The organism is Streptomyces sp. NPDC104814, from assembly GCF_055583185.1.
The window spans coordinates 130842-149024 of record NZ_JBVJOL010000010.1; the positions used below are offsets into that span (position 1 = coordinate 130842).

The window sequence follows — 18183 nt, forward strand, 5'->3', positions numbered from 1 at the left end:
GGGTCACCGCCACGGCCGCGTCACCGGTACAGCAGATACCGCTCCCGCACCCGGCGGAACGCCGCCAGCTCGTCCTGCCAGCCCGCCACCACCGTGTCCGTGTCGGCACCCGCGTCGATCGCCGTGCGCACCCCGGTGGAACCGGTCAGCTTGTCGATCCAGTTGTCGGAGCGCCAGGCGAAGCCGCTCCACACCTGTCTGGCCGTCACCAGCAGCCCGATCCCGGTGCGTACCGGGTCGAAGGCCGCGGGGTCGTGCACATGGAGCTGCACTCCGCCGATCGTCCTGCCCTGGAACTTGGAGAACGTCGGCGCGAAGTACGCCTCCCGGAAGCGCACCCCCGGCAGGCCCAGGGCGTTCGCGGCCGCCGCCCAGCGCCCGTCGATCCCCTCCGCGCCGAGCAGTTCGAAGGGGCGGGTCGTGCCGCGCCCCTCGGAGAGGTTGGTGCCCTCGAACAGACAGGTGCCGGAGTAGACGAGCGCGGTGTCCGGTGTCGGCATGTTCGGGCTCGGCGGCACCCACGGCAGCCCCGAGGCGCCGTAGAAGTCGGTCCGCTTCCAGCCGGTCATCGTCACCGTCTCCAGCGGCACCGGCGTGCTCAGGAACTCCCCGTTGAACAGCCGGGCCAGCTCCGCGACCGTCATGCCGTGCGCCTGCGCGATGGGCTGCCGGCCGACGAAGGTCGCGAACTCCCTGTGCAGCACCGGGCCGAGCGCGGCGCGCCCGGTGACCGGATTGGGCCGGTCCAGCACCATGAACCGCTTGCCCGCGAGCTGGGCGGCCTCCATGCAGTCGTACAGCGTCCAGATGTACGTGTAGAAGCGGGCGCCGACGTCCTGGATGTCGAAGACGACCGTGTCCACACCGGACGCGGTGAACACGTCGGCGAGCGGCCGGCCGCTCTTGAGGTAGGTGTCGTACACCGGCAGCCCGGTCGCGGGGTCGTCGTAGCGGCCCTCGGAGCCGCCGGCCTGGGCGGTGCCCCGGAAGCCGTGCTCGGGGCCGAAGACGGCCCGCAGGTCGACGCGGGGGTCGGCGTGCAGGACGTCGACGATGTGGCGGGCGTCCCGGGTGACGCCGGTCGGGTTCGTGACGATCCCGACGCGCTGCCCGGCCAGCGGGGCGTAGCCGTCGGCGGCGAGGCGCTCGAAGCCGGTCCGTAACCGCCTGCGGTCCGCCGCTGCGGTGGCCGGGGGAGCGGCGGCCAGGGACGCCGCCGCGGTGGTCGCGGTGAGGAGCGTTCGTCTGGAGAGGCGCATGGGGTGCACGGTAGGCCCTGGCGCCGGTTGTGGGGAGAGTGCGGCGGCCACCGGCTGCGCGCCCCGCGGGGGAGCCGCCTCGGCCTTCCCCTCCACATACCGACCGGTTAGTGTGGCCGCACCGGGGGAGCCGAGCCGCGTCGAAGGAGACCGATGGTGGAAGCCGTTCAGGGAGCTGGAGTGGTCGTCACGGGGGCCGGAGGCGGCATCGGGGCCGCCCTGGCCCGCCGCTTCGCCGCCGAGGGCGCCCGGGTCGTCGTCAACGACCTGGACGCCGGGAAGGCGCAGGCCGTCGCCGACGAGATCGGCGCCACCGCCGTCCCCGGCGACGCCTCCACGATCGTGCAGGCCGCCCTGGACGCCCTCGGCACGGTCGACGTCTACTGCGCGAACGCCGGCGTCGGCTCCGGCGGCTCGGAGGCGGCCGAGGAGAGCGTCTGGGAGCTCGCCTGGGACGTCAACGTCATGGCGCACGTCCGTGCGGCCCGCGCCCTCCTGCCGGGCTGGCTGGAGCGCGGCAGCGGCCGCTTCGTCTCCACCGTCTCCGCCGCCGGACTGCTCACCATGATCGGCGCCGCCCCCTACAGCGTCACCAAGCACGGCGCCTACGCCTTCGCCGAGTGGCTGTCGCTGACCTACCGTCACCGCGGGATCACGGTGCACGCCATCTGCCCGCAGGGGGTGCGCACCGACATGCTCTCCGCCACCGGAAGCGCCGGCGACCTGGTCCTGAAGCCCACCGCGATCGAACCGGACGACGTCGCCGACGCGCTGTTCAAGGGCATGGAGGAGGACCGCTTCCTGATCCTGCCGCACCCCGAGGTCGCCGGGTACTACCAGGCCCGCGCCGCGGACCCCGACCGCTGGCTGACGAACATGAACCACCTCCAGCGCAAGTGGGAGGCGGGGCAGTGACCGAGTCCCGGTACGCGGCCAAGCCCTGGCTGGCCCTCCTCACCGACGCCCAGAAGGCCCCCGTCGCGCCGGCCGGCTCCCTGGTGCACGCCCTGCGCCGGGCCGTCGCCGAGTCCCCGGAGCGCACCTTCCTCGCCTACTTCGACGGCCGGCTCACCTACCGCGAGGCCGACGAACTCAGCGACTCCGTCGCCGGGCACCTCGCCGCGCGCGGCCTGGAACCGGGTGAGCGGGTGGCGGTCCTGCTGCAGAACTCCCCGCACTTCGTGCTCGCCGTGCTGGGCGCCTGGAAGGCCGGCGCGGTCGTCGTCCCCGTCAACCCGATGTACAAGTCCGGCGAGGTGTCCCACATCCTGCGGGACGCCGAAGTCGCGGCGCTGGTGTGCGCCGACCGGGCGTGGGAGACGTATCTGCGGGACACGGCCGCGAACTCGCCGGTGCGGATCGCGCTGACGGCGTGCGAGCTGGACTTCCAGAGCGAGAACGACGCGCGCGTGCTGTCCTTCGAACGGCTGCCGCAGGCCCCCGACGCCGACGACCTGACCGCCGTCGCCCGCGCAGGCCACCGGGCTCCCGACGGCCGCGACCCCGTCCCCGACGGCATCGCCCTGATCAGCTACACCTCCGGCACCAGCGGCACCCCCAAGGGCGCCACCAACACACACGGCAACATCATGTACAATGCCGAGCGGCAGAGCACCGGGCTCGGTCTGCCGAAGGAGCCGGTCTACTTCGCGCTGGCGCCGCTGTTCCACATCACCGGCATGGTCTGCGAGTTCGGCGCCTGCCTGAACAGCGCGGGCACGCTGGTGCTGGCCTACCGCTTCGACGCGGGCGTCGTCCTCGACGCGTTCGCCGCGCACCGCCCGCACTACACCGTCGGCCCGTCCACCGCGTTCATGGCGCTGGCCGCCCACCCGTCCTGCACCCGTGAGCACTTCGCGTCCTTCACCGTCATCTCCTCCGGCGGCGCCCCGCTGCCGCCCGCGCTGGTGGAGAAGTTCCGGGCGGGCTTCGGCCCGTACATCCGCAACGGCTACGGCCTCACCGAGTGCACCGCCCCCTGCGCCTCCGTGCCGCCGGGCCTCCAGGCGCCCGTCGACCCGGCCTCCGGCACCCTCGCGGTCGGTCTGCCCGGCCCCGACACCGTCGTGCGGATCGTCGACGAGCGCGGCGAGGACGTGCCCTTCGGCGAGCAGGGCGAGATCGCCGTCCGCGGCCCCCAGGTGGTCCCCGGCTACTGGCGCCGCCCCGACGCCACCGCCGAGACCTTCCCCGGCGGCGAGCTGCGCACCGGCGACATCGGCTTCATGGACGAGCAGGGATGGCTGTACGTCGTCGACCGCAAGAAGGACATGATCAACGCCTCCGGCTTCAAGGTGTGGCCGCGCGAGGTCGAGGACGTGCTCTACACCCATCCGGCCGTCCGTGAGGCCGCCGTGGTCGGTGTGCCCGACGGCTACCGGGGGGAGACCGTGCGGGCCTACATCAGCCTGCGCCCCGGCGCCGAGACCGACCCGGGTGAACTCGCCGCGTACTGCAAGGAGAGACTGGCCGCCTACAAATACCCTCGGCAGGTCGAGATCCTGCCCGACTTGCCCAAGACGGCAAGTGGCAAGATCCTCCGTCGGGAACTGCGTTCCCGCGCGCGAGACAGCCAGTAGACATACGGAAAGGCAGGTGGCGGCAGTGCCCAGGACGACGGACAAAGACGGCACCCCGGTGCCGCAGCGGCTCCTGGCCGCCGCCACCCGGCTCTTCGCCGAGCAGGGATACGACCGCACCTCGGTGCAGGAGATCGTCGAGGCGGCCGGCGTCACCAAGGGGGCGCTGTACCACTACTTCGGCTCCAAGGACGACCTCCTGCAGGAGGTGTACGCGCGCGTGCTGCGCCTGCAGCAGGAGCGCCTCGACCACTTCGCGGGGATGGACGCGCCGGTGGAGCAGCGCCTGCGGGACGCGGCGGCCGACGTGGTGGTGACGACCATCGAGAACCTCGACGACACGTCGATCTTCTTCCGGTCCATGCACCACCTCAGCCCGGAGAAGAACAAGCAGGTGCGCGCCGAACGCCGCCACTACCACGAGCGCTTCCGCGCGCTGATCGAGGAGGGGCAGCGCGAGGGCGTCTTCTCCACGGCCACCCCGGCCGACCTCGTCGTGGACTACCACTTCGGCTCGGTGCACCACCTGCCGACCTGGTACCGCACGGACGGCCCGCTCACCCCGCAGGAGGTCGCCGACCACCTGGCCGACCTGCTGCTGCGGGCGCTGCGCCCCTGAGAGGCCCTGCGGTCCCGGCCGTTCTGCCCGTGAGGTGACGGGCGAGGGCCGCGGCCGCCGGATTGCGCGGCCGCTGCCCCCGCCCCGCCAGCACGACCGTACGGCCGGGCTCGGGCTGCCGTATCCGCACACAGGGCAGCCCGGCCCGCTCGCCGATCGCCCGGGGCACGAAGGCGACCCCGATTCCGGCCCGCACCAGATCCACCAGCAGCCCGATCTGGGTCACGTCACACGTGATACGGCGGTCCAGGCCGCAGTGCGCGGCCAGGCGCCGTACGGCCGTCTCCAGGCCCGTCCCGGCGCGGAAGTCGACGAACGGCTCGTCGGCGAGGTCCTTGACGAGCGTGCGGCCGGCCCGGGCGAGCGGATGGCCCGGCGCGGTGATCAGCACCAGCTCCTCCTGCCAGGTGGCGTACGCGTGCAGCCCCTCGGGCAGGTCCCGTGCGTCCGGGGCGAGGAAGGCCAGATCCAGTTCCCCGGCCCGCAGCGCGTCGGTCAGCTCGCCGACGGGCGCGTCCCGGACGGAGACCTGCACGCCGGGGAACTCCTGATGGAAGGAGGCCAGTTCGGCGGGCAGGTCGACGCAGGTGAGCGTCTGGACGGTGCCGACGGACACCCGGCCGGTGGCGAGCCCCGTCACGGCGGCCACGGCGTCCCGGGCGGCCTCGGCACCGGTGAGCAGCGCCCGCGCCTGCGGCAGCAGCGCGCGCCCCGCCTCCGTCAGCACCACGCGGCGGCCGGTGCGCTCGAACAGGTCGGCGCCCAGCTCCCGTTCGAGGTTCCTGATCGAGGTGCTGAGCGCCGACTGCACGATGAGCTCGGCCCGGGCGGCGGCGGTGAAGCTGCCCTCGGTCACCACCGCCATGAAGTGGCGGAGCTGGCGGATCTCCATCCATCTATTCTAGAGATGGCCGCCAGCGAAACCATCTGTTGGACCGGTCGACGGCCCGCGCGCCACGCTGGACGCATGACACGCAGACCCTCTCTCCTCGACCGGTTCCTGTCGTTCCTGCGGGCCCTCGCCCGCCAGGACCACCACTACTCCGGCGGCTACTAGACTCTGTCGTTCGGATCAGGCCGGCCGCGTCGCCGGGGTGATCCGACCAACAGGCCCTAGAGGTACTTCTTCAGTTCCCTGCGGGCCAGGGAGCGCTGGTGCACCTCGTCCGGGCCGTCGGCGAGCATCAGGGTGCGGGCCCCTGCGTACAGCTCGGCCAGCGGGAAGTCCTGGCTCACCCCGCCCGCGCCGTGCAGCTGGATCGCCCGGTCCAGGATGGAGACCACCGCACGCGGCGTGGCGATCTTGATGGACTGGATCTCGGTGTGCGCGCCCTTGTTGCCGACGGTGTCCATCAGCCAGGCCGTCTTCAGCACCAGCAGCCGCAGCTGTTCCACCGTCACCCGGGCGTCGGCGATCCAGTTCTGGACCACGCCCTGCTGGGCGAGCGGCTTGCCGAACGCGGTGCGGCCGACGGCCCGCCTGCACATCAGCTCGATGGCCCGCTCGGCCATGCCGATCAGCCGCATGCAGTGGTGGATACGGCCGGGGCCGAGCCGGGCCTGGGCGATGGCGAAGCCGCCGCCCTCCTCGCCGATCAGGTTGGTCACGGGCACGCGCGCGTGGTCGAAGATCACCTCGGCGTGCCCGCCGTGGTAGTGGTCCTCGTACCCGAAGACCTGCATCGCGCGCTTGACGGTGACGCCGGGAGTGTCGCGCGGCACCAGGACCATGGACTGCTGACGGCGGATGTCCTCGCCGTCCGGGTCGGTCTTGCCCATCACGATGAAGATCTTGCAGTGCGGGTCCATCGCGCCGGAGATGTACCACTTGCGGCCGGTGACGACGTACTCGTCGCCGTCCCGCTCGATGTGCGTGGTGATGTTGGTGGCGTCGGAGGAGGCCACCTCCGGCTCGGTCATCGCGAACGCCGAGCGGATCTCCCCGGCGAGCAGCGGCTCCAGCCACTGCTTCTTCTGCTGCTCGTCGCCGAACTGCGCGAGCACCTCCATGTTGCCGGTGTCCGGCGCGGAGCAGTTCAGCGCGGTGGGCGCGAGCTGCGGGGAGCGGCCGGTGATCTCGGCGAGCGGCGCGTACTGGAGGTTGCTCAGCCCGGCGCCGTACTCCGTGTCCGGCAGGAAGAGGTTCCACAGGCCCTGGCGGCGGGCCTCGGCCTTGAGGTCCTCCACGATCTGCGGGGTGTCCCACGGCGAGGCGAGCGCGGCCCGCTGCTCCTCGGCCACCACCTCCGCCGGGTAGACGTACTCGTCCATGAAGGCGAGCAGTTTGGCGCGCAGTTCCTCGGTGCGTGCGTCGAACGCGAAGTCCATGGCCTACTCGCCCTTCTGCAGAGTCGTCAGTCCGTGCTCGATGAAGACCGGGACCAGTTCGCCGATGCGGTCGAAGCCGCGGCCGACGGTCTGGCCCAGGGTGTAGCGGTAGTGGATGCCCTCGAGGATGACGGCGAGCTTGAACCAGGCGAACGCCGTGTACCAGTCCACCGCCGACACGTCGCGCCCCGAGCGCGCGGCGTACCGCTCGATCAGTTCCCGCGGGGCCGGGTGGCCCGGGGCCTGCGCGGTGGTGGAGACGGGGGAGTCGGGCATCCCGAGCGGCTGGCTGTACATCACCAGCAGCCCCAGGTCGGTGAGCGGGTCGCCGAGCGTGGACATCTCCCAGTCGAGCACCGCCTTGATCCGGTCGGCGCCCTGGTCCGGCTCGTCCGCCGTGCCGATCAGGACGTTGTCCAGCCGGTAGTCGCCGTGCACGACCGTCGGTGCGGGGGAGTGGGGCAGCTGCCGGCCGAGCGCGGCGTGCAGCTCGTCGATGCCGGCCAGCTCGCGGTTGCGTGAGGCGTCCAGCTGCTTGCCCCAGCGGCGCAGCTGCCGGTCCAGGAAGCCCTCAGGGCGGCCGAAGTCGCCGAGGCCGACCTCGCCGGGGTCCACGGCGTGCAGGTCGACGAGGGTGTCGACGAGCGAGAGCACCGCCTGCCGGGTGCGCTCGGGGCCGAGCGGCGCGAGCTGTTCGGCGGTGCGGTACGGGGTGCCCTCGACGAACTCCATGACGTAGAAGGGCGCGCCGAGCACCTCCTCGTCCTCGCACAGCAGCAGCGGCTCGGGCACCGGCACCTTCGTCGGATGCAGGGCGCTGATCACCCGGAACTCACGCTTCATGTCGTGCGCGGTGGCCAGCACATGCCCGAGCGGGGGCCGGCGCACGACCCACCGCCCCGTGCCGTCGCCGACCAGATACGTCAGGTTCGACCGTCCGCCCTCGACCAGCCGGCCGGTCAGGGGACCGGTCACCAGACCGGGCCGCTCGCGCTCCAGCAGACCGCGCAGCCGGTCGAGATCGAGTCCGGGCGGGTGGTCGGGGCTCATCGTCGCTCCTACGGGCAGGTGAACGTGACGTCCACCATCATGCTGACCGGTCGGTATGTAGTCCAGTGCCCCGGCCGAACGTGACCGGTGCCACGATAGTCAACGACCCCCGCGGCGCACCCGCGCCCGCGTGGGCCCTCCGGGCTTGCGCGGCGCCCGGAGACACCCGAGGGTCGGTGCCATGAAGGCGATCAGCTACAGCCGGTACGGCGGACCCGAGGTGCTGGAGTACGGGGAGGTGCGCGAGCCCAAGGTCGGCCCCGACTCCGTGCTGGTGAAGGTGCGGGCGGCGGCGGTGAACCCGGTGGACTGGAAGTGCCGCGAGGGCTATCTGGACGGCATGTTCGACTCCGTCTTCCCGGTGGTGCCCGGCTGGGACGTCTCCGGCGTGGTGGTCAGGCCCGGCGTCTCCGTCACGGAGTACGCGGAAGGGGACGAGGTCATCGGGTACGTCCGCGAGGACTTCCTGTCCCGCGGCACCTTCGCCGAGTACGTGGCCGCGCCCGTGCGCACCCTGGCCCCCAAGCCGCGCAGCCTCTCCTTCGAGCAGGCGGCCGGGCTGCCGCTGGCCGGGCTGACCGCCTACCAGGTGCTGGTCAAGGCGCTCGGTGTCAAGCGCGGCGAGACGGTGCTGGTGCACGCCGCGGCCGGCGGCGTCGGCTCGATCGCCGTCCAGCTGGCCCGGCACTTCGGCGCCCGCGTGATCGGTACGGCGAGCGAACGCAACCACGACTTCGTGCGGGGTCTGGGCGGCGAACCGGTGAGCTACGGCGAGGGCCTGGCCGACCGGGTGCGGGGGCTCGCCCCCGAGGGCGTGGACGCCGCCTTCGACACCGTCGGCGGCGACGCCCTCCAGGCCTCCGTGGCGCTTCTGAGCGCCGGTGGCCGCCTCGCCTCGATCGCCGACCCGGACGTGCTGACCTACGGCGGCCGCTACGCGTGGGTCCGGCCCGACGCCGAGGACCTGCGCAAACTGTCGGAACTCGCAGACCAGGGCGCGCTCTCGGTGCACGTCGACGCGACCTACCCGCTGGAGCGCGCCGCGGACGCCCACCGGCACAGCCAGGAGGGCCGCACCCGCGGCAAGATCGTGGTGACGGTGCCCGAGACCGGCTGACCCACCGGCGGCGAGGGCACCGGGGCTGCGGCCTGACGGCCCCCGGCGCCGCCGGAGGCCGGCCGATGCACCGGCAGGGCTGGTACCTGGGCCACGGCCTCACGGTCGCAGGTTCCGTCCGAGGCCGGCCGACACCGGGCAGGGCTGGTACCTGGGTCACGGCCTGACGGTCGCAGGTTCCGTCCGAGGCCGGCCGACGCGCCGGAGGCGGTGCAGAACGGGCCCACGGCGCCGGCTCCGTGGGCCGCCCGAGGCCGCCCACGCCCGGCTCAGAGCACCAGTGCCGTCGCGCACACCGCCATCGCGACCGTGCACAGCACCGCCGCCGAGGCCAGCCGCGCGGGCATCGGCCGGGGGCGGCCCGTCGCCGCCAGCAGACGGATGCGGCGATGGCCGACCAGCAGGAAGCCCACCCACAGCACACAGCACACCGCCGCCGCGACGACACCGGCCGCCGTCGCGCCGCCGTGCAGCGCGGCCCGCACGGCGAGCACGGCCGCGACCGTGCACGCCAGCGTCGTACGACGCCAGGCGAGCCGGGTCCGCTCCGGCTGCAGCCCCGGATCCCGCGCGTCGCTCACCTCGCCCGGCCGGCGGGCACCGCTCACCCCGCCCACCCGATGAGCACGACGACGACCATCGCCACCGCGACCACGGCGATGACGAGACTCAGCACCACGGGGAACCGGGACACCGGCAGATCCTCCCCGCGGCGCATCGCCCGCTCGCAGCGCACCCAGTGGTTGATGGCCCGCAGCGCGCACAGCACACCCGCGGCGAGCAGCGCGAGGGCGAGCCCCACGCGCCAGCCCCAGCGCAGATCGGGCAGGAACTGGTCCACCGCGAACCCGCCGCCGATCAGCGCCAGCGCGGTGCGCAGCCAGGCCAGGAAGGTGCGCTCGTTGGCCAGCGAGAACCGGTAGTCGGGGGTCCCGCCCTCCTCCCGCACCCGCTCCGGCGCGAACCACAACCGGACGTTCCGTACGAGTTCGATCACGTGCAGGACCCTATCCTCACGGCCGGCGCCGCCCGCTCAGTGCGCCGGGCGACGGTCCGCGAGCCGTTCGTACGCGGACATGCCGTCCGGCACCCACTCCCACTCGGCGAGCCGCCCGCGCAGCTCCTCCTCCGTGAGGAAGGCGTGCCAGGCGATCTCCTCCGCCTGCGGCCGCACCGGCAGCTCGCAGCGGACCTCGTACACCGCCGACCACCAGCTGCACCCGGCCCCGTCGTCGTAGAGGAACTTGAACAGGTACGTGGGGCGGGGCAGCCCCGTCACGCCCAGTTCCTCCTCGGCCTCGCGCAGCGCGGCGTCGTCGTAGGACTCGCCCGCGCCGACGACCCCGCCGACGAACATGTCGTAGCGGGAGGGGAAGACCAGCTTGGTCGGGGTCCGGCGGTGCACGAAGACACGGCCGTCCGCGTCCCGGGCCAGGATGAAGACGCACCGGTGGCGCAGCCCGCCCGCGTACGCCTCGCCGCGCGGCGACTGCCCGACGACCCGGTCGTTCTCGTCGACGATGTCGAGGATCTCGTCAGCAGGGTTCATGGAGCCATCCAAGCAGGACCCCGCACCCCGATGCCGGGGGCCGGTGTCGGGGGCCGGTCCGGCGGGCCCGGTCAGCGCCCCTGGAGGGCGTCCACGCGTTCCTCGCCCGCCGTGCCCTGCGGCAGGCACGGGTGCAGGCCCAGCAGGACGATGCCCGTGACGATCGCGGCGAGGCCCGCCGCCTCCCAGGCCAGCGCACCGGTGTCGGTGTGCAGCCGGTCGCCGAGGAAGCCGACACCGCAGGCGATCCCCGCCAGCGGCTGCGCCGCGGTGAGCGCGGGCAGCGACATGCGCAGCGGAGCCGTCTCGAACGCGCTCTGGACCAGGAGCAGTCCGGTGACCCCGAGCGCCAGCACCGCGTACGGCTGCCAGCCGGTGAGCAGTTCGGCCGTGCCGCCGTCGGAGAAGCGCTGCCCGCTGACCCGGGTCAGGGCGTCCTGGACGCCGTAGAGCAGACCGGCCGCGAGGGCGAGCAGGACCGGGCCCCGGTTCAGCCGGGAGCGTTTGGCGCAGGCGGCCAGCAGCAGCGCCGCACCGGTCATCACGCCGATGATCACCCAGTGGCGCACCGGATCGGTCACCGCGCTCCCGCCGCGCGGCTGACCCGCCAGGATGAACGCGCTCACCCCGCCCGCCAGCAGCGCCAGTCCCGCCCAGCCCTGACGGCCCAGCGGCTGCCGGGTGCGGTGCCGGGAGAGCGCCAGCGCGAACAGCAGGTTGGTCGCCAGCAGCGGTTCGACCAGGGACACCTCGCCCCGGCCGAGCGCGATCGCGCCGAGGACCATCCCGGCCACCATCATCGCGAGTCCGCCCAGCCAGCTGGGTACCCGCATCAGGTTCAGCAGCAGCCGGGGTGAGAGGAAGTCACCGAGCGGCGCCCGCTGCGCCGCGCTCTGCTGCAGGACGAAACCGAAACCCACACAGCACGCGGCACTCACGGCGAGGACAAGAACCAGAACCGACACGCTGCGTCCCTCGATCGTCCGGTCGGGTCACGGGGTCGTGAGGCCCGACTCTAACGTCCCGGGACTCACGGCGCCCCCGGAGTACGCGGAACGGTCCCTTGCGTCTGCCCCCACCCGGGCGTTCCAGTCCGTCGGGGCCGCCCCTACCACCCGGGCGTACGCCGCCCCGTCGGGCCGTACCAGCCGGGCGCACGCCGTCCCCTCGGGCCGTACCAGCCGGGCGCACACCGTCCCCTCGGGCCGTACCACCCGGCCGTACGCCGTCCCGGCCCGGCGGCGCCACCGCACCGCCGGGCCGGGTCACCGCGGGCGGTACCGCTCAAATCCCGCCAACCAGCGGTCAGTTGACGCGTGTCATCGGCCCGTCGGCCCTTGACGCGCCTCACCCGCTGACGGTTGGCTGTGCGTAATCGCACGGTGGCAGGTGCATGCCCGTCCGTGGAGGAGCCCGACCAGCCCTCCGACAGCGGACCGCCATCACGCACCAGGAACACGGAACACGAGGTAGCCCCGCGGTGCCCCCACCCCCGCCTCCCCTGGGCCGCGGCCGCAGACGCGCCGCCCACGCCTTCGACGCCGCCCTCGACGACGCCGAACTCGTCGCCACCCGCGCCGCCCTGGCGCAGGGCCGGTGGCAGTCCGCGCGCTCGCTGCTGGCGCTCACCGGCGACGACCACGACCGCCGCGGCCACCGCGTCGTCGTCCTGGCCGCCGAGTCCTACAGCGCCGCCTGGGCCAAGGACTGGCTCCTCGCCGAACCCGACTCCGTCGACGCCGCCGTGCTGCTCGCCGCCGCCCGCGTCCAGCGCGCCCTGCGCGGCAAGGGCAAGCCCGACGCCGCCCGCGAGGCCTGCCACGCCGCCGCCGCGCTCGCCCCGGCCGACCCCACGCCCTGGCTGGCCCTGCTCCTGCTGGAACGCACCCACGGGGACGACACCGCGGTCGTCCGCACCTTCGAGCATGTGCGCGCCCGGCACTCCGACCACCACCACGCCCACCACCTGATGGTCGCCCGGCTCGCCGAGCGCCGCGCCGACGTCGGCCCCGACCCGTTGCACGAGGTGTACGACTTCGCCGCCTGGGCCGCCGAACAGGCACCCGCCGACTCCCCGCTGGCGATGCTCCCCGTCATCGCGCACGCCGAGCGCTACCGCGTCCTCGCCCGAGCCGGCCATGTCTCCACCGACCCGCCCGCCTCCGGCCACTGGACCGACCGCCGCGCCCGGCAGGTGATGAAGGCCGCCTTCGACTGGTGGCTGGAATGGGAGCACGAGGGCCACCCCCGGCGCCTGGTCGACCTCAACCACCTCGCCCACGCCAAGGTCTGCGAGGGCCGCGGCGCCGAGGCCGCCGCCCTCTTCCACCGCATCGGCGAACACGCCACCCCCGCGCCCTGGTCCTATCCCGACCGCGACCCCTACGCAGCCTTCCGCGCCGCCCGCGACCGCGCCCTCGGAACCGGCTGACTCCCCGCTCGGCCCCCACGGGCCCCCGCCCGCGAGGCCCCCGCCCCCGAAAGGACCCCGCATGACGACCGGCAGTCCCCGCACCACCAGACCCGCCGACGACATCAGCACCTACCTGGGCCCCGACCGGGCCCTGCGCGCCGACCGCCTCGGCACCTCCGGTCTGCTGCTCTCGGTGCTCGCCGCGACCGCCCCGCTCATGGTCGTCGCCGGCGTCATGCCGACGACGTACGCGGTGATGGGCATCGTCGGCCAGCCGCTGCTCTTCGTCGCGCTCGGCGCGGTCCTGGTCCTGTTCAGCGTCGGCTACGCCGAGATGAGCCGGCACGTCCACAACGCGGGCGCCTTCTACGCCTACATCGCCCGCGGCCTCGGCGGCACCGCCGGCGCCGGCGCGGCCCTGGTCGCCCTCGTCGCCTACAGCTCCCTCCAGGTCGGCATCTACGGCATCTTCGGCTTCGAGGTCTCCGGGCTGCTCGCCACCTACGCCGACGTCACCGTCGCCTGGTGGATACCGGCGCTGCTCGCGGTCGCCGTCGTCGGCGCGCTCGGCTGGCTGAAGATCGACGTCAACGCGCGCGTGCTCGGCGTCCTCCTCGTCATCGAGGTCGCCCTCGTCGTGATCTTCGACATCGCGGCGATCTCCGACCCCGGCAAGGAAGGCCTGTCCCTGCACGCCTTCGACCCCGCCACCCTCACCGGCGCCGGTGTCTCCACCGCCCTGTGCTTCTGCATCGCCGCCTTCACCGGCTTCGAACAGGCGCCCGTGTACGCCGAGGAGACCAGCCGCCCCCACGTCCTGGTGCCGCGTGTGATGTTCCTCGCCGTCGCCTCCGTCGCCGTGTTCTTCGCGATCAGCTCCTGGGCCCTCACCGTCGCCACCGGCCCCTCGCAGATCGTCGGCACCGCACAGAAGGAGAGCGCCGGACTGCTGTTCGCACTCACCGAGTCCCGGCTCGGCGCCACCTTCACCGACGTCCTGCACGTGCTGTTCGTGACCGGCATGTTCGCCGCCACCCTCAGCTTCCACAACGTCGTCGCCCGCTACGCCTTCGCCATGGGCCGCGAGGGCCTGCTGCCGCGCGCCTTCGGCCGCACGACCGGCGCGAGCGGCGCACCCGGCACCGGCTCGCTGCTGCAGACCGCCGTGTCCGCCGCCGTCGTGATCCTCTTCGCCGTCACCGACGGCAAGCCCACGGGCGACCCGACCGCGCCCGTGCTGCACCTGTTCACCTGGTGCGGCAACCTCGGCGCACTCGGCGTGATCCTGCTGATGGCCGCCGCCTCGCTGTCCGTGATCGTCTTCTTCGTCCGGCGCGGCGCCGCCCGCGCCCAGGCATGGCGGCTCCTCACCTCCGCGCTGGCCGGGCTCGCCCTGCTGGTGCTCGCCGGCTACACCGTCAAGGACTTCGACGTCCTGGTCGGCGCCGGCCCCGGCTCCACCCTCAGCTGGGCGCTGCCCGCCGTCATCGGCCTCGCCCTGGTCGCCGGGCTGGCGCAGGGCCTGCTGCTGCGCTCCCGCAACCCGCGGGCGCACGCCCGTATCGGCCTCGGCAACGAGGCATTCCAGCTGGACAAGGCGGCCGCCGCCTCCGGTCCGGGCGAGCAGTGATGACGAAAATCTGACGCCCGCCCGGGAACCCTTCTCCCAGGGGTTCCCGGGTGCTCGAATGAAGAGGTGAACCCCGAACCACCACCACCGCCCGGGCCCGACGAGGAAGGCCGCCCGATCGGCCGCCGCGTCCTGCTCGGCACCCTGGGCCTGGGCGCCCTGGGCCTGCTCACCGCGCCCGCGCTGCAGAACGGGCTGGAGTCCCTGTCCAGCGGCGACCCCACCGGCCTGACCGGACTGCTGCCCAACGGCGGCGGCTTCCGCTACTACTCCGTCGCCGCGTCGGTGCCGCACCTCGGCGCACGGGACTACCGCCTCACCGTGAACGGCCTGGTCGACCACCCCCGCGGCTACACCCTGGCCGAGCTGCGGGCCCTGCCCCAGACCCGGATCGTCAAGGACGTCCAGTGCGTCACCGGCTGGCGCGTCCCCGGCACCGCCTTCCAGGGCGTACGCCTCTCCCGGCTGCTGGACGCCGCCGGAGTGCGCCCCACCGCCCGCGCCATCCGCTTCACCTGCTTCGACGGCACCTACAGCGAGTCCCTCACGCTCGCCCAGGCCCGCCGCCCCGACGTCCTGGTGGCGCTGCGCATGCAGGACAAGGACCTGGGCCACGCCCACGGCGGCCCGGTCCGCCTCTATGTCGCCCCCATGTACTTCTACAAGTCCGCCAAGTGGCTCTCCGGCATCACCGTCACCGACGGGGTCGAGCCCGGCTACTGGGAAGAGCGCGGCTACGACGTCGACGCCTGGGTCGGCCGCTCGAACGGACGTGACGATGAGCCTACGAGCTGACGCCCCCACGGCCCCGGCCACGGGGCAGGTACGGCGCTTCAGCCCGGCCGAGCGCTGGATCCACCGCACGACGGCCGCGCTGATGGGCGTCTGCGTGGTGACCGCGGCCTTCCTGTACGTCCCGCAGCTCGCCGAACTCGTCGGCCGCCGCGAGCTGGTGGTCCGCGTCCACGAGTGCGCCGGCCTCGCCCTGCCCGTGCCCGTGCTGCTGGGCCTCGCCTCCCGGGCGTTCCGCGCCGACCTCGGCCGGCTCAACCGCTTCGGCGCGCACGACCGCCGCTGGCTGCGCGCCGCGCTGCGGCGCGACAAGCGGCACTCCTCGCGCCCCGCGGGCAAGTTCAACGCCGGGCAGAAGATCTACGCCGCCTGGATCGCCGGGGCGACGCTGGTCATGCTCGGCACCGGGCTGCTGATGTGGTTCACGCACCTCACCCCGCTGAAGTGGCGCACCAGCGCGACCTTCGTGCACGACTGGCTGGCCCTGACCATCGGTGTGGTCCTGGCCGGGCACATCGGCATGGCCCTGGGCGATCCGGAGGCCCGCCGCGGACTGCGCACGGGCCTGGTCGGCCGGTGGTGGGCGGAACGCGAACACCCGCTGTGGCGCCCGTAGGCCACAGCGGGTGTGTCGTCATCGATCGAGCGGTCCCTGTACGACCATCCCATGCGGTACCTGTTTGACCAGGGACCGCATGTGATCAGGGACCCCTATATGACCAGGGACAGCAGCAGCACCAGGCCGCCCGCGACCACCGAGATGATCGTCTCCATGATCGACCAGGTCTTGATGGTCTGGCCGACGTTCAGCCCGAAGTACTCCTTCACCAGCCAGAAGCCGGCGTCGTTGACATGGCTGAAGAAGAGGGAGCCCGCGCCGACGGCCAGGACGAGCAGGGCCGTGTGCGTGGTCGACATGTCCGCAGCGAGCGGCGCGACCAGGCCGGCCGCCGAGACCGTGGCGACGGTCGCGGAACCGGTGGCCAGCCGGATCGCCACCGCGATCAGCCAGGCCAGCAGCAGCGCCGGGATGTTCCAGTCCTTGGAGACGTCCAGGATCATCTGGCCCACGCCGGTGTCGATCAGCGTCTGCTTGAAGCCGCCGCCCGCGCCGACGATCAGCAGGATGCCGGCGATGGGCGCGAGACCCTTCTCGACCAGCGGCGAGACGCGGTCCTTGCCGAACCCGGCGGGCCGCAGCAGCGTGAAGATGCCCACGAGCACGGCGGCGAGCAGCGCGATGAGCGGCGAGCCGACGACGTCGAAGATCCGCTGCACGGTCTTGTCGGGGTTGTCGACCGTGATGTCGACCAGTGCCTTGGAGAGCATCAGGACGACCGGGAGCAGGATCGTGGCCAGCGTCGGGCCGAAGCCCGGCCGCTTCTCCAGCTCCTCCGAGGCGCGCTGCGGGATCATCCGCTCCGGTGCCTGGACGTCCACCCAGCGGGCGGCGACCTTCGAGAACAGCGGGCCGGCGATGATCACCGTGGGGATGGCGATCAGGACGCCGAGCGCCAGCGTGACGCCGAGGTTGGCCTTCACGGCGTCGATCGCGACGAGCGGACCGGGGTGCGGCGGGACCAGCCCGTGCATCACCGACAGACCGGCCAGGGCCGGGATGCCGATCCGCATCAGGGAGTAGTTGCCGCGCTTGGCGACCATCAGCACGACCGGGATCAGCAGCACGACGCCGACCTCGAAGAACAGCGGCAGTCCGATCAGGGAGGCGATCAGCACCATCGCCCACGGCATGGCCCGCCCGCCGGCCTTGGCCAGGATCGTGTCCACGATCTGATCGGCGCCGCCGGAGTCGGCGAGCATCTTGCCGAGGATCGCACCGAGGGCGATCAGGACGCCCACACCGGCCACGGTGGAGCCGAGCCCGGTGGTGAAGCTGGTGATGGCCTTGTCGAGCGGCGCCCCGGCGACCGCGCCGAGGACGAGCGTGCCGAGCGTCAGGGACAGGAACGCGTGGAGCTTGAATTTGGTGATCAGCAGGACGATGACGGCGATGCCCGCCAGCACGGCGATGCCCAGCTGGGCGTGGCCGGCCGAGGTGATCGGCTCGACTTTGTCCGCTGCCAGCATCTCGACGCTGAGTCTGGTCACGGGGGTTTCCCTTGCGGTTACGGGGGATGGAGGGAACGGGGTGCCGACGGCCCTGAGGGCAGGGCCGGGACGGGACCCCGGGGGAGGGGGGACCGGGGCGGGACCCCGGAGGGGGTTACCGGGTCGTCGGCTCGGGCAGCGCGGCCAGAGCGGACACGGCCCGCTCGGTGATCTGCTCCGGGCTGCCCTCGACGTCCACCTCGACGCCCGCCTCGTCCGCCCCGAGCGGCTGCAGCGTGGCGAACTGGGAGTCGAGCAGTGCCGTGGGCATGAAGTGACCCTGGCGGTGCGCCATCCGGTCGGCGATGAGAGCGCGGTCACCGGTCAGGTGCACGAACACCAGCCCGGGCGCGGCGGCGCGCAGCCGGTCGCGGTACGACCGCTTCAGCGCCGAGGAGCTGACCACCCCGCCGAGCCCCGCCCGGCCGTCCGCCCAGGCGCCGATGGCGTCCAGCCACGGCCACCTGTCCTCGTCGGTGAGCGGTACGCCGGCCGACATCTTGGCGATGTTGGCCGCGGGATGGAAGTCGTCGCCTTCGGCGTACGGGACGCCGAGCCGGGCGGCCAGCAGGGGACCGATGGTCGTCTTGCCGGTGCCTGCCACGCCCATGACCACGACGACGTGGGGGGTGTTCATCGCTGCCTCGCTGTCCTCGTCGACACGTTGATGCCGGGCTACTGAAACCCATTAGGTACGACGAATTCAAGAGTCTGTGACAAATAAGTCTGACTTTTTGT

General features: G+C 72.9%; 18 protein-coding genes. 8 read left to right on the plus strand and 10 right to left on the minus strand.

What is annotated here, in order from left to right:
- Nucleotides 1-20 precede the first annotated feature (20 nt).
- Nucleotides 21-1259 carry an exo-beta-N-acetylmuramidase NamZ family protein gene (locus tag ACZ64A_RS28960; protein WP_469814474.1) on the minus strand — a complete coding sequence of 413 codons (1239 nt, stop codon included), beginning with the start codon at nt 1257-1259 and terminating at the stop codon, nt 21-23.
- Nucleotides 1260-1412: 153 nt separating this feature from the next.
- Here ACZ64A_RS28960 and ACZ64A_RS28965 point away from each other — a divergent pair, with 153 nt between their 5' ends.
- Genes ACZ64A_RS28965 through ACZ64A_RS28975 form a run of 3 tightly spaced genes read left to right on the plus strand, consistent with a single transcriptional unit; the run spans nt 1413 to nt 4457 of the window.
- Complete coding sequence (locus tag ACZ64A_RS28965; protein WP_469814476.1) at nt 1413-2174, plus strand: SDR family oxidoreductase; 762 nt, start codon at nt 1413-1415, stop codon at nt 2172-2174.
- Nucleotides 2171-3838, plus strand: coding sequence for a class I adenylate-forming enzyme family protein (locus ACZ64A_RS28970; protein ID WP_469814477.1), 1668 nt, complete (start codon nt 2171-2173; stop codon nt 3836-3838). Before ACZ64A_RS28965 ends, ACZ64A_RS28970 begins: the two co-directional genes overlap by 4 nt.
- A 25-nt stretch (nt 3839-3863) precedes the next feature.
- Entirely contained in the window at nt 3864-4457 is a 594-nt protein-coding gene (locus ACZ64A_RS28975; protein WP_469814479.1) for a TetR/AcrR family transcriptional regulator, read from the plus strand.
- Here ACZ64A_RS28975 and ACZ64A_RS28980 read toward each other — a convergent pair.
- The 3 genes from ACZ64A_RS28980 to ACZ64A_RS28990 all read right to left on the minus strand — a co-directional run bounded on the left by ACZ64A_RS28980 (nt 4396) and on the right by ACZ64A_RS28990 (nt 7835).
- On the minus strand, nt 4396-5349 hold the full coding sequence (locus tag ACZ64A_RS28980) for a LysR family transcriptional regulator (RefSeq protein WP_469814480.1): 954 nt from the start codon (nt 5347-5349) through the stop codon (nt 4396-4398). The genes ACZ64A_RS28975 and ACZ64A_RS28980 overlap by 62 nt on opposite strands.
- Before the next feature lie 221 nt (nt 5350-5570).
- The gene (locus tag ACZ64A_RS28985; RefSeq protein WP_469814482.1) at nt 5571-6785 is read right to left on the minus strand and encodes an acyl-CoA dehydrogenase; all 1215 of its coding nucleotides are present in this window, start codon (nt 6783-6785) and stop codon (nt 5571-5573) included.
- Between the two features lie 3 nt (nt 6786-6788).
- Complete coding sequence (locus ACZ64A_RS28990) at nt 6789-7835, minus strand: phosphotransferase family protein (protein WP_469814483.1); 1047 nt, start codon at nt 7833-7835, stop codon at nt 6789-6791.
- A gap of 181 nt (nt 7836-8016) precedes the next feature.
- On the opposite strand from ACZ64A_RS28990, the gene ACZ64A_RS28995 reads away from it, so the two are divergent.
- Complete coding sequence (locus ACZ64A_RS28995; protein ID WP_469814484.1) at nt 8017-8952, plus strand: NADP-dependent oxidoreductase; 936 nt, start codon at nt 8017-8019, stop codon at nt 8950-8952.
- Between the two features lie 269 nt (nt 8953-9221).
- Here the strand turns inward: ACZ64A_RS28995 and ACZ64A_RS29000 are convergent, their stop codons facing one another.
- The 4 genes from ACZ64A_RS29000 to ACZ64A_RS29015 form a co-directional block, all read right to left on the minus strand.
- Nucleotides 9222-9560, minus strand: a complete 339-nt coding sequence (locus tag ACZ64A_RS29000) for a DUF202 domain-containing protein (protein ID WP_469814485.1) — start codon at nt 9558-9560, stop codon at nt 9222-9224.
- Nucleotides 9557-9949, minus strand: a complete 393-nt coding sequence (locus ACZ64A_RS29005; RefSeq protein ID WP_469814486.1) for a YidH family protein — start codon at nt 9947-9949, stop codon at nt 9557-9559. Before ACZ64A_RS29005 ends, ACZ64A_RS29000 begins: the two co-directional genes overlap by 4 nt.
- 36 nt (nt 9950-9985) lie before the next feature.
- Nucleotides 9986-10501 carry an NUDIX hydrolase gene (locus ACZ64A_RS29010; RefSeq protein WP_469814487.1) on the minus strand — a complete coding sequence of 172 codons (516 nt, stop codon included), beginning with the start codon at nt 10499-10501 and terminating at the stop codon, nt 9986-9988.
- A 71-nt stretch (nt 10502-10572) separates the two neighbouring features.
- Entirely contained in the window at nt 10573-11466 is an 894-nt protein-coding gene (locus ACZ64A_RS29015) for a DMT family transporter (RefSeq protein WP_469814488.1), read from the minus strand.
- A gap of 515 nt (nt 11467-11981) precedes the next feature.
- Between ACZ64A_RS29015 and ACZ64A_RS29020 the strand changes: the two genes are divergently transcribed.
- The 4 genes from ACZ64A_RS29020 to ACZ64A_RS29035 all read left to right on the plus strand — a co-directional run bounded on the left by ACZ64A_RS29020 (nt 11982) and on the right by ACZ64A_RS29035 (nt 15952).
- Nucleotides 11982-12932, plus strand: a complete 951-nt coding sequence (locus tag ACZ64A_RS29020; protein WP_469814490.1) for a hypothetical protein — start codon at nt 11982-11984, stop codon at nt 12930-12932.
- Between the two features lie 61 nt (nt 12933-12993).
- Nucleotides 12994-14544 (plus strand): APC family permease, encoded by a 1551-nt coding sequence (locus ACZ64A_RS29025; RefSeq protein WP_469814491.1) that lies wholly within the window; start codon nt 12994-12996, stop codon nt 14542-14544.
- 66 nt (nt 14545-14610) lie between these two features.
- The gene (locus ACZ64A_RS29030) at nt 14611-15339 is read left to right on the plus strand and encodes a molybdopterin-dependent oxidoreductase (RefSeq protein WP_469814493.1); all 729 of its coding nucleotides are present in this window, start codon (nt 14611-14613) and stop codon (nt 15337-15339) included.
- Entirely contained in the window at nt 15323-15952 is a 630-nt protein-coding gene (locus ACZ64A_RS29035) for a cytochrome b/b6 domain-containing protein (protein WP_469814495.1), read from the plus strand. Before ACZ64A_RS29030 ends, ACZ64A_RS29035 begins: the two co-directional genes overlap by 17 nt.
- A 95-nt stretch (nt 15953-16047) precedes the next feature.
- Here the strand turns inward: ACZ64A_RS29035 and ACZ64A_RS29040 are convergent, their stop codons facing one another.
- Both ACZ64A_RS29040 and ACZ64A_RS29045 read right to left on the minus strand, forming a co-directional pair.
- On the minus strand, nt 16048-17445 hold the full coding sequence (locus ACZ64A_RS29040; protein ID WP_469814497.1) for a GntP family permease: 1398 nt from the start codon (nt 17443-17445) through the stop codon (nt 16048-16050).
- A gap of 115 nt (nt 17446-17560) precedes the next feature.
- The gene (locus tag ACZ64A_RS29045; RefSeq protein WP_469814498.1) at nt 17561-18082 is read right to left on the minus strand and encodes a gluconokinase; all 522 of its coding nucleotides are present in this window, start codon (nt 18080-18082) and stop codon (nt 17561-17563) included.
- Nucleotides 18083-18183 lie beyond the last annotated feature (101 nt).

What these genes read in the sequence shown, in the direction of transcription:
- ACZ64A_RS28960 (WP_469814474.1), bottom strand. Translation starts at nt 1,259, where the DNA reads ATGCGCCTCTCCAGACGAACGCTCCTCACCGCGACCACCGCGGCGGCG.
- ACZ64A_RS28965 (WP_469814476.1), top strand. Translation starts at nt 1,413, where the DNA reads ATGGTGGAAGCCGTTCAGGGAGCTGGAGTGGTCGTCACGGGGGCCGGA.
- ACZ64A_RS28980 (WP_469814480.1), bottom strand. Translation starts at nt 5,349, where the DNA reads ATGGAGATCCGCCAGCTCCGCCACTTCATGGCGGTGGTGACCGAGGGC.
- ACZ64A_RS28985 (WP_469814482.1), bottom strand. Translation starts at nt 6,785, where the DNA reads ATGGACTTCGCGTTCGACGCACGCACCGAGGAACTGCGCGCCAAACTG.
- ACZ64A_RS28990 (WP_469814483.1), bottom strand. Translation starts at nt 7,835, where the DNA reads ATGAGCCCCGACCACCCGCCCGGACTCGATCTCGACCGGCTGCGCGGT.
- ACZ64A_RS28995 (WP_469814484.1), top strand. Translation starts at nt 8,017, where the DNA reads ATGAAGGCGATCAGCTACAGCCGGTACGGCGGACCCGAGGTGCTGGAG.
- ACZ64A_RS29010 (WP_469814487.1), bottom strand. Translation starts at nt 10,501, where the DNA reads ATGAACCCTGCTGACGAGATCCTCGACATCGTCGACGAGAACGACCGG.
- ACZ64A_RS29025 (WP_469814491.1), top strand. Translation starts at nt 12,994, where the DNA reads ATGACGACCGGCAGTCCCCGCACCACCAGACCCGCCGACGACATCAGC.
- ACZ64A_RS29035 (WP_469814495.1), top strand. Translation starts at nt 15,323, where the DNA reads ATGAGCCTACGAGCTGACGCCCCCACGGCCCCGGCCACGGGGCAGGTA.
- ACZ64A_RS29045 (WP_469814498.1), bottom strand. Translation starts at nt 18,082, where the DNA reads ATGAACACCCCCCACGTCGTCGTGGTCATGGGCGTGGCAGGCACCGGC.